4 protein-coding genes are annotated in these 16,726 nt (G+C 61.6%); 3 read left to right on the top strand and 1 reads right to left on the bottom strand.

Going from position 1 to position 16,726, the window contains the following annotated elements; genetic code table 11:
• Positions 1–11,439, bottom strand: a complete 11,439-nt coding sequence (locus VQ575_RS01040; protein ID WP_325918884.1) for a retention module-containing protein — start codon at positions 11,437–11,439, stop codon at positions 1–3.
• A 361-nt stretch (positions 11,440–11,800) separates the two neighbouring features.
• On the opposite strand from VQ575_RS01040, the gene VQ575_RS01045 reads away from it, so the two are divergent.
• From VQ575_RS01045 to VQ575_RS01055, 3 genes are read left to right on the top strand one after another with little or no spacing between them, the layout of a single operon-like run.
• Positions 11,801–13,150 (top strand): TolC family outer membrane protein, encoded by a 1,350-nt coding sequence (locus VQ575_RS01045; RefSeq protein ID WP_039594615.1) that lies wholly within the window; start codon positions 11,801–11,803, stop codon positions 13,148–13,150.
• Positions 13,151–13,187: 37 nt separating this feature from the next.
• On the top strand, positions 13,188–15,344 hold the full coding sequence (locus tag VQ575_RS01050) for a type I secretion system permease/ATPase (RefSeq protein WP_039594631.1): 2,157 nt from the start codon (positions 13,188–13,190) through the stop codon (positions 15,342–15,344).
• Positions 15,334–16,701, top strand: coding sequence for an HlyD family type I secretion periplasmic adaptor subunit (locus tag VQ575_RS01055; protein ID WP_039594616.1), 1,368 nt, complete (start codon positions 15,334–15,336; stop codon positions 16,699–16,701). Before VQ575_RS01050 ends, VQ575_RS01055 begins: the two co-directional genes overlap by 11 nt.
• Positions 16,702–16,726 lie beyond the last annotated feature (25 nt).

Consider the following 16,726-nt stretch of genomic DNA (forward strand, 5'->3'; position numbering starts at 1 on the left):
TCAGCTGTTGTTGTGGTCGACCTTGATGGTCGGGTCGCTGCCGGCGATCAACGAGTTCAGGTTGACGTTCGACCAGTTGTTGCCCTCAAGCTTGATCGTCACATCAGGCGTCGCCGCCGCACCGTTGGCCGCGTTGAACTGGCCCGTGGTGCTGACTTGCAGCGAGGACACGCCATCAACCGTGCTGATTTTCAGGAAGTGGTCGATGGTGCTGCCGGTTTCGCCCTGCAACAGGTCCCGCAGGTCGATCCGGTCACCGTCGCCGGCCTTGAAGTCCTTGATCACATCATTGCCGGTGTCGCCGGACTTCCAGACAAACGTATCGCCGCCCAGGCCTCCGATCAGGGTGTCGTTGCCCTTACCGCCAATGAGCGTGTCGCTGCCGCTGCCGCCGAGCAGGATGTCACTGCCCTTGCCACCGTCCAGCCAGTCGTTACCGCCTTGGCCGAAGAGTATGTCGTTGCCGGCGCCGCCCAGCAGGGTGTCGTTGCCGTCATGGGCGCCGGATACATCGAACGCGGTGTAGTGCTCGGTGATGTACTGGTGCACGTTGGCGGTGGTGACCTTGCTCGCGTCCACGCCACTTTGTTGGGCGACAAACGACTGGATGGCCTGGTAACCCTCGCCGGCGATGCCGTTGAAGCTCACCAGGTCGCCGAACAGGATGTCGTTGCCGTCCGCGCCGTTGACGGTATCGGCACCTGGCATCGTCGCTTCGGTGTGGCCGATGATCGAGTTGGCCAGGTCCTTGGGGTCGATGTTGGTTTGCGGTTTGCCGTCCGAGTCGTAGGGCTTGAGGTCGGACAGGGTCACGTCCTTGTTCAGGCCGATCGCTTCCACGCCCGACACCGAACTCAACAGCGCGAAGGCGCTCGCGGAGTTGCTGGTGGTCGCCGAGTCGGTACTGTTGCCGGTCCCGTCGCGGTACGACAGCTCATAGGTGCCGTCGCCCTGGGCGCGCAGCGTGCCCAGGCTTTCTTCGCTCCAGTAGCCGCCCCAGGACTTTTTCCAGGTCTGCAGCGTGAGGTTCCCTGACTCGTCGACCTGTACGCGGTGGGTGCTGTCCAACGTGGCGCTGAACGTCTGGCCCAGCTTGTAGTTGCTGGTAGTGATCAGGCTGTCGAGCGTCACTCCGTTGTAGATGGTCGGGTTTGTCTCTTCGCCGCTCTGGTAGTAGGTCGGCTGGCCGTCGGTGATGAAGTACGTCAGGTTCTTCGCACCGGAGTTGCTCATGGCCTCGCTGCTCTTGAACCAGTTGGCCGTGGTCTTGAACACGTCTTCGTAGTTGGTGCCGCCACCGGAAACCATCGAGTCCAGGACACTCTTGAGCAATGCCAGCGCGTTCGGGTCCTTGAGGTTGACCGAAACGGTTTTGTTGACCTGCTTGTCGAAGTCCGCCAGGAAGATATTCACCGTGCCCGAATTGCTGCCCATGCTTTGCTTGAGCGTATTGAACACCGAAGTGAGCGAGTTCTTGGCCGCAGTGAGGGACGATTCGCTCATGCTGCCGGAGCTGTCGACCATGAACGCGATGTTGTAGTTGACCCCGGGAACGACAGTCAGGCCGCCGATATCGGCCACCATGATGTCGTTGCCGTCGGTGCCAGTGACGTTGTCATTGCCGGAAGTGGCGGTCGCAGCGTTGTAGACGGCTGGATGCACTGTCACCGGGATCTGTGCAATGGTCGTCGCCGACCCGCCGAGGGCTTCGGTGGAGGTCGAGGTCACGGTCAGGTTGATCTGGCCGTTGAAGTAGGTTGGTGGCGTCAGGTTGAGGCTGCCCAGGTTCCAGCCAGTGACCGAGGCTTCGCCGTTGGCGCCCACGGTCGCGGTGTGGCCTGCGCCGTCGCTCAACACGCTGCCTTCCGGCATGCCGCCGATCTTCACGCTCAGGCTTTCGGAGCCGTCGGTGTCGGTCAGGGCGGTGGTGATCTTCGACAGGTTCACGCTGCCGCCTTCGGCGCCTTCGTTGAGCTTGAAGCCGTCGTAGTAGCCTTCGCCGTTGGTGCCGTGCAGGTCGGAGACGGTGACACCGGCATTCACCAAATCTGCGACACCGGTATAGAGCGGCACGCCGGCATTGCTCAGGTCCACAGGCGCGCTGCCGTTGACCGACAGGTTCACGTCGTAGCTGCCCGGGCCGGTCTGGTTGTGGTGGTAGATGTCCAGGGTGTAGTAGCCGCTGGTGGTCGGTGTGAACGAACCGTTCAACTGGCCGCCCGCACCCCAAGTGGTTGCCGCGGCGGTCTTGCCACCGATGGTCACCAGCAGGCTGTCATCGCCCGTGCCGCTGAAGGTGTAGGTCTTGCCGGCCTCGAGGAAAATCAGTCCTGAAGTTTTCGACGCGGTGCCCGGATTGACGTTGCCGTCGTTCTGGACGTTGCCCACGGTGGTGCTGCTGTTCGGCGTGCCGGCGGCATCGATCACCGACTTGAGCGTGCCGGACGGCGCGCCGCTGCCATCGGTGCCCAGGCCTGACAGGCCGGTCCAGACTTCCTTGATCAAACCGGTGGAGGTCACATTGTTGCCGGCTACGTTGAGGGTCGGCGCGTCGGCGACAGGCGTGATGTCGATCTTCACGGTGCCGGTATTGCCCAGCGTCTGGCCGTCGGTTGGCTGGAAGCTGATCTGCGCGTAGTCGGCCTTTTGGTTGCCCACGCCGGCCGGGTTGCCGTTGGCGCCGGATTCGTTGGCGTCGGGTGTAAAGCGCAGCTTGCCAGCGTCGATGTCGGCCTTGGTGAAGGTCTGGTTGTTGGCCACGTCCTTCCAGGTCGCGCCGTCCAGGTACTGCAACTTGCCGTCACCCGGCAGACCGGTGATTTTCACTCCCTGGCTGGCGGCGGCGCTGTCCACGTCGCTGATGCCGAACGTCGACCAGCCGAGGACCAGCGAAGTGTCTTCGGTGCCCGTCACCGCGCCACCGGTGGCTACTGGCGCGTCGTTGACCCCGACCACGTTCACGGTGGTGGTCGCCGTGTTGGAATAGCTCGTGCCGTCGGTCACCGTCACGGTGATGATGCGCGGTACGGTGCTCGGATCTTCGCTGTTGTTGATGAAGCTGATGTTCTTGATCTGCTGCATGTAGTCGGCCAGCGTCGCATTGCCCGTCAGCGTCAGGACGACTTTGCCGTCGGTGCTGTTGGCGTTGATGCTGATGCCGTTGACGCTGTTGCCCAGGTTCAGCGCATCGCCAGGCTGACGGTTGGTCAGCACGATGGTGGCGCCGGTCAGCATCGTGCTGTCCGGGTCGGTGATCTTCAGGTCGGTATCGCCAATCGACACGCCTGGGCCGGTGGTGCCCTCGGTGAAGGTCACCTGGTAATCGGTCCCGGTCTTGCCGCTGGAGTTGTTGGCGTCCAGGTCAAGTACCGGTGGCGCGTCGTTGTCGATAATCGAGGTGCTGACGCTGCCGTTGGTCCCGCTGACGGCCAGGTGCTCGAAGTTGCCGCCGGTGGCCGAATCGATCTTGACCACGAAGTTTTCGGTGCCTTCGGTGATCTTGTCGTCCAGGGTGGCCACGTTGAAGTTGGCGCTGGTGGCGTTGGCCGGAATCTTCACGGTGTAGACACCGGTGAAGTCCGTGCCGTCGGCGGCGGTGCCGCTGTAGACGATCTTCACCGTCACCTCGGTTTGCGCCGGGTTCGTCAGGCTGACGGTGTAGGTAGCCGCCTGCCCTTCGGTGACCGATGTGCTGCCAGTGATGCTGACCGTGGTGTTGTCAGGGGTGTCGGTGACGGAAGTCACCGCTGGCGTGGTGCTCGGTACCAGATGCTCGAAATTGCCGCCAGTGGCCGTCTTGATCGTTGCCTCGACACTGCCGGAGTCCTTGTAGACGTCGTCTTTTGGCGCGTCGACGGTCACGGTGCCAGTCTTGGCGCCGGCGGCGATGTTGATGACGGCGCCGTTGCTCAGCGTCACGGTGACAGGCGAACCGGCAGCGTTGGTCAGGTTCGCGGTGTAGGTGATCTGGCCACCCTCGGCGACCGAACCGGTGGCGCTCAGGCTCAGGCCGGTGGTGTCCTGCACATCGGTAACAGTGGTGCCGGCAGGCTTGCCGTCGATCTCCAGGTTTTCGTAATTGCCGCCCTTGGCGTCGTCGATCTTGACGCTGAGGTTGCTGCCGCCAGCGAGGGCATCATTTGGTGCGGTGAAGTTCACCGAGCCAGAGCTTTCGCCTATAGGGATGGTGATGCTTTGACCGTTCGACAGGGTCACGACGAGCGGAGCGCCAGTTACTGGAGCGTTTACCGAAGCGGTGTAAACCACGGTGCCACCTTCGCCAACCGTCGAAGTCGCGGTGAGCGAAACGGTGCTGGTGTCCAGGGTGTCGGTGACATCGGTAACGGCAGGTGCAGTGCTCGGCACCAGGTTTTCGAAGTTGCCACCGGTGGCCTTGTCGATGCTGACTTCAACCTTGCCGGAATCTTTGTAGACATCATCCTTCGGCGCATCGACGGTTACGGTACCAGTCTTGGCGCCGGCGGCGATGTTGATGACGGCGCCGTTGCTCAGGGTGATGGTTACTGGCGAACCTGCGGCGTTGGTCAAAGTCGCGGTGTAAACGATGGAGCCGCCCTCGGCGACGGTATCGGTCGCGGACAAGGTCAGGCCAGTCGTGTCTTGAGTATCGGTGACTGCGGTATCCGCAGGCTTGCCGTCGATTTCCAGATTTTCGTAATTGCCGCCCTTGGCGTCGTCGATCTTGACGCTGAGGTTGCTGCCGCCAGCGAGGGCATCATTTGGTGCGGTGAAGTTCACCGAGCCGGAGCTTTCGCCTACGGGGATGGTGATGGATTGGCCGTTCGACAGGGTCACGACGAGCGGAGCGCCAGTAACCGGGGCGTTCACCGAAGCGGTGTAAACCACGGTGCCGCCTTCGCCTACGGAAGGTGTGGCAGTCAGGCTGACAGTCGAAGTATCGAGCGTATCGGTAACGTCAGTGACAGCAGGCGTGGTGCTCGGCACCAGATTTTCGAAGTTGCCACCAGTGGCTTTATCGATGCTGACTTCAACCTTGCCGGAGTCCTTGTAGACGTCATCCTTCGGCGCATCGACGGTTACGGTGCCGGTCTTGGCGCCAGCAGCGATGTTGATGACGGCGCCGTTGCTCAAGGTGATGGTGACTGGCGAGCCCGCAGCGTTGGTCAGGGTGGCGGTATAAACAATCGAACCACCCTCCGCAACGGTATCGGTCGCGGACAAGGTCAGGCCAGTCGTGTCTTGAACGTCCGTAACGGTCGTGTCGGCAGGCTTGCCGTCGATTTCCAGATTTTCGTAGTTGCCGCCCTTGGCGTCGTCGATCTTGACGCTGAGGTTGCTGCCGCCAGCGAGGGCGTCGTTCGGTGCGGTGAAGTTCACCGATCCGGAGCTTTCGCCTACGGGGATGGTGATGGATTGGCCGTTCGACAGGGTCACGACGAGCGGAGCGCCAGTTACCGGGGCGTTCACCGAAACGGTGTAAACCACGGTGCCGCCTTCGCCTACGGAAGGTGTGGCAGTCAGGCTGACAGTCGAAGTATCGAGCGTATCGGTAACGTCAGTGACAGCAGGCGTGGTGCTCGGCACCAGATTTTCGAAGTTGCCACCAGTGGCTTTATCGATGCTGACTTCAACCTTGCCGGAATCTTTGTAGACATCGTCCTTCGGCGCGTCGACGGTCACGGTGCCGGTCTTGGCGCCGGCGGCGATGTTGATGACGGCGCCGTTGCTCAGGGTGATGGTGACCGGCGAACCTGCGGCGTTGGTCAGGGTGGCGGTGTAAACGATGGAGCCGCCCTCGGCGACGGTGTCCGTTGCCGAGAGGGTCAGGCCAGTCGTGTCTTGAACGTCCGTAACGGTCGTGTCGGCAGGCTTGCCATCGATTTCCAGGTTTTCGTAGTTGCCGCCCTTGGCATCGTCGATCTTGACGCTGAGGTTGCTGCCGTCAGCGAGGGCATCGTTTGGTGCGGTGAAGTTCACCGAGCCGGAGCTTTCGCCAACGGGGATGGTGATGGACTGGCCGTTGCTCAACGTCACTACGAGCGGAGCGCCAGTTACTGGAGCGTTTACCGAAGCGGTGTAAACCACGGTGCCGCCTTCGCCAACCGTCGAAGTCGCGGTGAGCGAAACGGTGCTGGTGTCCAGGGTGTCCGTGACGTCGGTTACGGCAGGTGCCGTGCTCGGCACCAAATTCTCGAAGTTGCCACCGGTGGCTTTATCGATGCTGACTTCAACTTTGCCGGAGTCCTTGTAGACGTCATCCTTCGGTGCATCGACGGTCACGGTGCCAGTCTTGGCGCCGGCGGCGATGTTGATGACGGCGCCGTTGCTCAGGGTGATGGTTACTGGCGAGCCCGCAGCGTTGGTCAAAGTCGCGGTGTAAACAATCGAACCACCCTCCGCAACGGTATCGGTCGCGGACAAGGTCAGGCCAGTCGTGTCCTGGGTGTCGGTGACTGCGGTATCCGCAGGCTTGCCGTCGATTTCCAGGTTTTCGTAGTTGCCGCCCTTGGCGTCGTCGATCTTGACGCTGAGGTTGCTGCCGCCAGCGAGGGCATCATTCGGTGCGGTGAAGTTCACCGATCCAGAGCTTTCGCCTACGGGGATGGTGATGGATTGGCCGTTCGACAGGGTCACGACGAGCGGAGCGCCAGTAACCGGGGCGTTCACCGAAGCGGTGTAAACCACGGTGCCGCCTTCGCCAACTGTCGAAGTCGCGGTGAGCGAAACGGTGCTGGTGTCCAGGGTGTCGGTGACGTCGGTTACGGCTGGCGTGGTGCTAGGCACCAGGTTTTCGAAGTTGCCACCGGTGGCTTTATCGATGCTGACTTCGACTTTGCCGGAGTCCTTGTAGACGTCGTCCTTCGGCGCGTCGACGGTTACGGTGCCGGTCTTGGCGCCAGCAGCGATGTTGATGACGGCGCCGTTGCTCAAGGTGATGGTTACTGGCGAACCTGCGGCGTTGGTCAAAGTCGCGGTGTAAACGATGGAGCCGCCCTCGGCGACGGTATCGGTCGCGGACAAGGTCAGGCCAGTCGTGTCTTGAGTATCGGTGACTGCGGTATCCGCAGGCTTGCCGTCGATTTCCAGATTTTCGTAATTGCCGCCCTTGGCGTCGTCGATCTTGACGCTGAGGTTGCTGCCGCCAGCGAGGGCATCATTTGGTGCGGTGAAGTTCACCGAGCCAGAGCTTTCGCCTACGGGGATGGTGATGGATTGGCCGTTCGACAGGGTCACGACGAGCGGAGCGCCAGTTACCGGGGCGTTTACCGAAGCGGTGTAGACCACGGTGCCGCCTTCGCCAACCGTCGAAGTCGCGGTGAGCGAAACGGTGCTGGTGTCCAGGGTGTCCGTGACGTCGGTTACGGCTGGCGTGGTGCTCGGCACCAGGTTCTCGAAGTTGCCACCGGTGGCTTTGTCGATGCTGACTTCAACCTTGCCGGAATCTTTGTAGACATCGTCCTTCGGCGCGTCGACGGTCACGGTGCCAGTCTTGGCGCCAGCGGCGATGTTGATGACGGCGCCGTTGCTCAGGGTGATGGTTACTGGCGAGCCCGCAGCGTTGGTCAAAGTCGCGGTGTAAACAATCGAACCACCCTCCGCAACGGTATCGGTCGCGGACAAGGTCAGGCCAGTCGTGTCTTGGGTGTCGGTGACTGCGGTATTCGCAGGCTTGCCGTCGATTTCCAGATTTTCGTAGTTGCCGCCCTTGGCGTCGTCGATCTTGACGCTGAGGTTGCTGCCGCCAGCGAGGGCATCATTTGGTGCGGTGAAGTTCACCGAGCCGGAGCTTTCGCCAACGGGGATGGTGATGGACTGGCCGTTGCTCAACGTCACTACGAGCGGAGCGCCAGTTACTGGAGCGTTTACCGAAGCGGTGTAAACCACGGTGCCGCCTTCGCCAACCGTCGAAGTCGCGGTGAGCGAAACGGTGCTGGTGTCTAGGGTGTCCGTGACGTCGGTTACGGCAGGTGCCGTGCTCGGCACCAAATTCTCGAAGTTGCCACCGGTGGCTTTGTCGATGCTGACTTCAACCTTGCCGGAATCTTTGTAGACATCGTCCTTCGGTGCATCGACGGTTACGGTGCCGGTCTTGGCGCCAGCGGCGATGTTGATGACGGCGCCGTTGCTCAAGGTGATGGTTACTGGCGAACCTGCGGCGTTGGTCAAAGTCGCGGTGTAAACGATGGAGCCGCCCTCGGCGACGGTATCGGTCGCGGACAAGGTCAGGCCAGTCGTGTCTTGAGTATCGGTGACTGCGGTATCCGCAGGCTTGCCGTCGATTTCCAGATTTTCGTAATTGCCGCCCTTGGCGTCGTCGATCTTGACGCTGAGGTTGCTGCCGCCAGCGAGGGCATCATTTGGTGCGGTGAAGTTCACCGAGCCGGAGCTTTCGCCAACGGGGATGGTGATGGACTGGCCGTTGCTCAACGTCACTACGAGCGGAGCGCCAGTTACTGGAGCGTTTACCGAAGCGGTGTAAACCACGGTGCCGCCTTCGCCAACCGTCGAAGTCGCGGTGAGCGAAACGGTGCTGGTGTCCAGGGTGTCCGTGACGTCGGTTACGGCAGGTGCCGTGCTCGGCACCAAATTCTCGAAGTTGCCACCGGTGGCTTTATCGATGCTGACTTCAACCTTGCCGGAATCTTTGTAGACATCGTCCTTCGGCGCGTCGACGGTCACGGTGCCAGTCTTGGCCCCAGCGGCGATGTTGATGACGGCGCCGTTGCTCAAGGTGATGGTGACTGGCGAGCCCGCAGCGTTGGTAAGGGTGGCGGTGTAAACGATGGAGCCGCCTTCAGCGACGGTATCCGTTGCCGAGAGGGTCAGGCCAGTCGTGTCTTGAACGTCCGTAACGGTCGTGTCGGCAGGCTTGCCGTCGATTTCCAGGTTTTCGTAGTTGCCGCCCTTGGCATCGTCGATCTTGACGCTGAGGTTGCTGCCGCCAGCGAGGGCATCGTTCGGTGCGGTGAAGTTCACCGAGCCGGAGCTTTCGCCGACGGGGATGGTGATGCTTTGACCGTTCGACAGGGTCACGACGAGCGGAGCGCCAGTAACCGGGGCGTTCACCGAAGCGGTGTAAACCACGGTGCCGCCTTCGCCTACGGAAGGTGTGGCAGTCAGGCTGACAGTCGAAGTATCGAGCGTATCGGTAACGTCCGTGACAGCAGGCGTGGTGCTCGGCACCAGGTTTTCGAAGTTGCCACCGGTGGCTTTGTCGATGCTGACTTCAACCTTGCCGGAATCTTTGTAGACATCGTCCTTCGGTGCATCGACGGTTACGGTGCCGGTCTTGGCGCCAGCGGCGATGTTGATGACGGCGCCGTTGCTCAAGGTGATGGTTACTGGCGAGCCCGCAGCGTTGGTCAGGGTCGCGGTGTAAACAATCGAACCACCTTCCGCAACGGTGCCCGTCGCGGACAGCGTCAGGTCCGTAGTATCAGCCGAATCAGTAATCGTGGTGACAGCTGGCGTGGTGCTTGGGACCAGGTTCTCGAAGTTGCCGCCCGAGGTGCCGGCGATGGTGGTGCTGACGGTGCTGCTGTTGTTATAGACATCATTCGCCGGGGTATCCACAGCGACGGTGCCAGTGGTTGCGCCAGCGGCGATGTTGATGACCGCGCCGTTGCTCAAGGTCACGGTGACGGGCGTTTGTGCCGGGTTACTCAACGTGGCGGTGTAGGTGATCTGACCGCCTTCGGTGATGGTTTCGCTGGCGGTCAGGGTCAGGTCGGTGGTGTCAGCCGAATCGTTGATGGTGGTGACGGCTGGCGTGGTGCTCGGCACCAGGTTCTCGAAGTTGCCACCGGACGTGCCGGCAATGGTGGTGCTGACGGTGCTGCCGTTGTTGTAGACATCGTTCGCCGGGGTATCGACAGCCACAGTGCCAGTGGTCTGGCCGGCGGCGATATTGATCACGGCGCCGTTGCTCAGGGTCACGGTTAACGGAGTTTGGGCCGGGTTGGTCAGTGTGGCGGTGTAGGTGATCTGGCCGCCTTCGGTCACTTCGGAGGACGCGGACAGGGTCAGGCCAGTGGTGTCAGCCGAATCGTTGATGGTGGTGACGGCTGGCGTGGTGCTCGGCACCAGGTTCTCGAAGTTGCCACCGGTTGTGCCCGTAATCGTGGCGCTGACGGTGCTGCCGTTGTTATAGACGTCGTTGGCCGGGGTATCGACCGCGACGGTGCCAGTGGTCTGGCCGGCGGCGATATTGATCACGGCGCCGTTGCTCAGGGTCACGGTTACCGGAGTTTGGGCCGGGTTGGTCAGCGTGGCGGTGTAAGTGATCTGGCCGCCTTCGGTGATGGTTTCGCTGGCGCTCAGCGTCAGGCCGGTGGTATCGGCCGAATCAGTGATCGTAGTAACGGCTGGTGCGGTGTTCGGAACCAGGTTCTCGAAGTTGCCACCGGTTGCGCCGGTGATGGTGGTACTGACGGTGCTGCCATTGTTGTAGACATCATTCGCCGGGGTATCGACCGCGACGGTGCCAGTGGTCTGGCCGGCGGCGATGGTGATGACCGAGCCGTTGCTCAACGTCACGGTGACTGGCGTTTGTGCCGGGTTGGTCAACGTGGCGGTGTAGGTGATCTGGCCGCCTTCGGTAACCGTGTTGCCTGCGCTCAGGGTGACGGTCGTGGTGTCGACGGTGTCGGTGATTTGAGTCACGGCTGGGGTGGTGGGCACGGTCACGGCGATGCCGTTGCCACCGGTGGTGCCGGTGACGGTCACGCTGATCTGGCTTGGGTCGTTATAGACCGTGTCGTTGGGTGCAAGCGGTACGTTGACGGTGCCAGTCAGTTGCCCGGCCGGGATAACGATAACGGCACCGTTGGACAAGGTCACGATCAGGTTGGTCTGCGGGGCCTGGGTCACGGTCGCGGTGTAGACCAGCACGCCACCGGCCTCGGTCAGGGTCGGCGTGGCGCTCAAGGTCATGGTCGCATTGAGCACGGCGTTGGCGGTTGTGTCGGGCGTGGTGTCGCCACCCAGGATGTTGTCATCCGTGGCGGCAGCCGCCGCGAGGCCTTCCGTCGGGAAGCCGATGGTAGGGTCGACGCTGCCAGCGGTTGCATCCAGTACGACGAAGCTGTGGCCACCACCAGCGGCACCGCCCGTACCGGCGGCGGTTGGGCCTGCGGCGGTGGCTTCCAGGGCGGTCGTCGGGTCGACGCCCGCGGCGATGGCTTGTTGCAGTTCATCTACAGAGGGCGCGGCTTGGGCGGCGGCCTGTTGAAGATCCGCGGAAGAGTCCGGAGCGCTGGCGCTCCACTGAGTGTCGCGGCCCAGGTCGAGCGTGCGGCCATCAGCCAGTTCCAGTGTGACGGCGCCAGCAGGACCGGTGTCCAACTGGTCGCCCACGTTAAGGCGATCGCCTTCAATGAGTACACGCCGAATGCCCTCGGGGGATACGACGAAAACCTGACCAACAATGCTTTTGACAACGGCAATAACACTGCTCATTGAAGACTCTCCGGGTACCACGTTCAGTAGACTTCCATGGACCCGACAGCCTCGTTGGCCATAGCGGTCTGGACGTTCATGCTCACTAAGGGAAAATGTTTTGACGCATCAATGTGACAACTATTTGACATCAATTTGGAGGCGATTTTTGTTACTGCCAAACTATTGACCTTCTGCCGGCCATCCTAAACAATCGCTTCCGTAATGTCACATTGATATTTAAGCGGCAACCTGTTCTTTCGGTGCGAGTTCCAGCTCCTTTTTGAACTTTCCGACATACGGTCATTCCGGTTGCCATCATCCGATGCAGCGCCACGTTTCGCTGTGATCCAAGACAAGTGTTTTCGGGATTTAACCAACCATGCGTTCGCACCTGCTCAAGGCTTTACCTTTCGCCGTCGCCGCCAGTTTCGTACAAGCACAAACCTTGCCGCAGGCCATGCAACAAGCATTGGATGTTCATCCGGAAATCCAGGCCGGCGTGAACAGTCGCCTGGCGGCGGACTATCAGCTCAAGGCGGCCAAGGGTGGCTACCTCCCTAGAGTGGACCTCGCAGCCGGGTACGGCCGCGAAGGTACCGACAGCGTGACCACTCGTTCGGGTAGCAACAATCATTGGGAAACGCTGAACCGCAGTGAGTCGAGCCTGCGTCTGACGCAGATGGTTTTTGACGGTTTTGCGACGTCCAGCGAAGTCGGGCGTCAACAAGCCAACGTCAGTGCCCGTGCCTATTCCTTGCTCGACGCCTCCGAGCGCACCGGGTTGACGGTGGCCCAGGTGTACCTGGACGTACTGACCCGTCGCGAGTTCGTGCGCCTGGCCGAGGACAACCTCAAGAGCCACGAACGCATCTTCGATCAGATCAAGCTGCGCACCTCCCGGGGCGTAGGCAGTGGTGCCGACCTGGACCAGGCCGAAGCGCGCATGGCCCAGGCCCGCAACAACCTGATCACCGAACAGACCAACCTGGCCGATGCCGAGACCAACTTCCTCAGCGCCGTCGGTCAACTGCCTGACCAGTTGGAGCGTCCCGCCGACTTTATGGCGCTGCTGCCGGCCAACCTGACCGAAGCCCGTGCCCAGATGCTGGAAAACAGCCCGGTGTTGCGTTCGGCCGAAGCCGACATCGCCGCTGCCGAGCAACAGTACGAAGCCGCCAAGTCGAGCTTCTACCCACGCTTCGACGCCGAACTGGGTCGCACCGCCGACAATGACCTGGATGGCCAGAACGGCCACAACAACGAATGGCAAGCCATGCTGCGCATGCGCTTCAACCTGTACGCCGGTGGCAGCAACAAGGCCGACCTGGAATCCAAGTCATACCTGTCCAACCAGGCCCTGGACATCCGCAACAACGCGCTGCGCCAGTTGAACGAAGAACTGGGCCTGGCCTGGAATGCCCTGAACAACGCCAACGCCCAGGTGCCGATCGCCCAGCAATACGTCGATCGCAGCGCCAACGTGCGCAGCGCCTACCAGAAGCAGTTCAGCCTCGGCGAGCGCACGCTGCTCGACTTGCTCGACAGTGAAAACGAGCTGTTCAGCGCTTCCCGTCGCCTGGCGGAAATCAAGAACGTACAGCTGTTCACCCAGTACCGGATCAAGGCAACCATGGGCCAACTGTTGAAAAGCCAGGGTGTGGTCGCGCCGTTGGCATCGGTTGTGCAGAACGACGTGAAACCCAAGGTCCAGTTGCCTGGGATGAATTGAGTCCCATCACCCGTTTTAATCAGTCAGAGTGCCGAGCGTGGAATCAGAAGTCAGTCCAGTCGAACTAGTTCATGACCCGCGCACGCTGCACGACGACCCGCTGCTGGATGGTTTGCTGGCGCTCTGCATGCTGCATCAGAAGCCTGCCAGCGCGGCGATGCTCACCACCGGCCTGCCGTTGCCCAAGCAACGGCTGAGCGTCGAATTATTGTCGCGCGCGGCGGCCCGTGCCGGTCTGCAAGGCCGGGTGCTGCAGCGCAAGCTCGAGCAAATTCCCGCCATCGCCATGCCGGCGTTGTTGCTGCTCAAAGAAGGTCGCAGCGCCGTGCTGCTGGGCTGGGCCGATAACGACCAGGCGCGGCTGCTGCTCAGCGAAAGCGATGGCGGTGAGGTGACAGTCAGCCGCGAGTTGCTGGCTGACGACTACAGCGGCAAGGTGTTCTTCGCCCAACCGCAGCATAAATTTGACGTTAACCACGGCACGCTCATTCCCCGGGCGCGCTCGTGGTTTCGCGACACCCTCAAGCGCTCCCGTTGGCTGTATGCCGATGCCATTGCCGCCAGCCTGTTGATCAACATCATCGCCATGGCCGCGCCGTTGTTCGTGATGAACGTCTACGACCGCGTGGTGCCGAACCAGGCCGAATCGACCTTGTGGGTACTGGCCGTCGGCATCACCGGCGCCTATGTGTTCGACCTGATCCTGAAGATGCTGCGCAGTTTGTGCCTGGACCTGGCGGGCAAGAAAACCGACCTGATCATTTCGGCGACGCTGTTCGAGCGCATCGTCGGCATGGCCATGAAATACCGCCCGGCGCGGGTCGGCAGCTTTGCCCAGAACATCCATGAATTCCAGAGCCTGCGGGACTTCCTCGCTTCGCTGACCCTCACCAGCCTGATCGACCTGCCGTTCACCCTGCTGATCTTCATGGTCATCGCGATCCTCGGCGGGCACCTGGTGTGGATCCCGGTGTTGGCGTTCCCGATTGCCTTGCTGATCGGCTATGCGTTGCAGAAGCCGTTGGTCGCCACCATGGAGCGGACAATGGCCCTGGGCGCCGAACGCCAGTCCAGCCTGATCGAAACCCTGGCTGGCCTGGACGCGGTGAAGGTCAACAACGCCGAGAGTGAGCGTCAATATCAGTGGGAGCAGACCATCGGCACCCTGAGCCGCCTCGAGCTGCGCGTGAAAATGCTGTCCGGCCTGGCGATGAACATCACGCTGCTGATCCAGCAATTGGCCGGGGTGATCATGATCGTCTTCGGCGTCTACCAGATCATCGCCGGCAACCTGAGCATGGGCGGGCTGATCGCCTGCTACATGCTCAGCGGACGTGCGCTGAGCCCATTGGCCTCGCTGTCGGGCTTGCTGACCCGTTACCAGCAGGCGCGGGTGACCATGACATCGGTCGACCAGATGATGGAGCTGCCCCAGGAGCGCAATTTCGACGAGCGCCCGCTGAGCCGCAACGTTCTGCAGGGCGCTATTGAATGCCGCCAGTTGAATTTCACCTACCCGAACCAGCAGAACGCCGCGCTGAAGAACATCAACCTGGTGATCAAGCCGGGTGAAAAGATCGGCATCATCGGTCGCAGTGGTTCGGGCAAAAGCTCCCTGGCCAAGTTGCTGGTGGGCCTGTATCAGCCGGACGACGGCGCATTATTGGTGGACGGTGTGGATATTCGCCAGATCGACGTCAGTGAGCTGCGCTACAACGTTGGCTACGTGCCCCAGGACATCCAGTTGCTGGCCGGCACCCTGCGGGACAACTTGACCTCCGGCGCCCGTTACGTCGAGGACGAACTGGTGCTCCAGGCCGCCGAGCTGGCGGGCGTGCATGAATTCGCCCGCCTGCATCCGCAGGGCTATGAGCTGCAAGTCGGTGAGCGCGGGCAGAATCTGTCCGGCGGCCAGCGCCAGAACGTCGCCCTGGCTCGCGCGCTGCTCCTCAACCCGCCCATTCTGTTGCTGGACGAACCCACCAGCGCCATGGACAACACCGGTGAAGAGCGCTTGAAACAACGCCTGGCCGCCGTGGTGGAAAACAAGACGGTGCTGTTGGTGACGCACCGGGCATCCTTGCTGTCGCTAGTGGATCGCCTGTTGGTGGTCGACCGTGGGCAGATCCTCGCCGACGGCCCGAAAGCCGCCGTGATGGAAGCGTTGAAGAAGGGGCAGATCAGTGTTGCTTAAATCAGGATTCAGGGGCGCTGTGGGCCGCTATTTCAAGGGCTCCGACTCGCTGCACGGCCAACCACTGCCCGAGGTCAACAAGGCACTGATCGAGGACGCCCCGCGGGTGGTGCGCCTGACGATCTGGGGCATCATTGGTTTCTTCGTCTTCCTGGGACTGTGGGCCAACTTCGCCGTGGTCGATGAAGTGACCAAGGGCGACGGCAAGGCGATCCCCTCGTCGAAGATCCAGAAAATCCAGAACCTGGAAGGCGGTATCGTCGCTGAGCTGTTCATCAAGGAGGGGCAAATCGTCGAAGCCGGGGCGCCGTTGATTCGCCTGGACGATACGCGGTTTGTCTCCAATGTCGGCGAAACCGAGGCGGATCGCCTGTCGATGCTGTTGCGGGTCGAGCGCTTGAGCGCTGAAGTTGAAGATCGACCGCTGAATTTTCCCGCCGATGTGCTCAAGGCCGTACCGGGCCAGGCCGCCAGCGAAGAGTCGCTGTACATCAGCCGCCGCCAGCAACTGCACGATGAAATCGGCGGCTTGCAGGAGCAGTTGATCCAGCGTCAGCAGGAGCTGCGCGAGTTTGTGTCCAAGCAGGCGCAGTACCGCTCCGGCCTGGCGCTGCAACGCCAGGAAATCAACATGTCCGAACCGCTGGTGGCCCAAGGCGCGGTGTCGCCTGTGGAAGTGCTGCGGCTCAAGCGTGCCGAAGTCGAGACCCGTGGGCAACTGGACGCCACGACGCTGGCGATTCCCCGTGCCGAATCGGCGATCAAGGAAGTGCAGCGCAAGATCGACGAGACTCGCGGCAAATTCCGCAGCGAAGCCCTGACCCAGCTCAATGAGGCGCGCACCGACCTGAACAAGGCCCAGGCCACCGGCAAGGCCCTGGAAGACCGCGTGAGCCGTACCTTGGTGACCTCGCCGGTGCGTGGCATTGTCAACAAAATGCTGGTGAACACCATCGGCGGCGTGATCCAGCCGGGGAGTGACCTGGTGGAAATCGTGCCGCTGGACGACACCCTCCTGGTGGAAGCGAAGATCCGTCCCCAGGACATCGCCTTCCTGCACCCCGGCCAGGATGCCACGGTGAAATTCACCGCCTATGACTACACCATCTACGGCGGGATGAAAGCCAAGCTGGAACAGATCGGCGCCGACACGATCACCGATGAAGACAAGAAAACCACTTATTACATCATCAAGTTGCGCACCGAACGCAGCCACCTGGGCACGCCTGAAAAACCCTTGCTGATCATCCCGGGGATGGTGGCATCGGTGGATATCATCACCGGCAAGAAAACCGTCTTGAGCTACCTGCTCAAGCCGATCATCAAGGCCCGGTCCGAGGCGTTGCACGAGCGGTAAGGGCTGTTCTGTGGCTGCATAGCTT

Source organism: Pseudomonas frederiksbergensis, from assembly GCF_035751725.1.
Taxonomy (GTDB): Bacteria; Pseudomonadota; Gammaproteobacteria; order Pseudomonadales; family Pseudomonadaceae; genus Aquipseudomonas; species Aquipseudomonas frederiksbergensis_A.

Coding starts and splice junctions, on each gene's coding strand:
- VQ575_RS01045 (WP_039594615.1), top strand. CDS start 11,801: ATGCGTTCGCACCTGCTCAAGGCTTTACCTTTCGCCGTCGCCGCCAGT.
- VQ575_RS01040 (WP_325918884.1), bottom strand. CDS start 11,439: ATGAGCAGTGTTATTGCCGTTGTCAAAAGCATTGTTGGTCAGGTTTTC.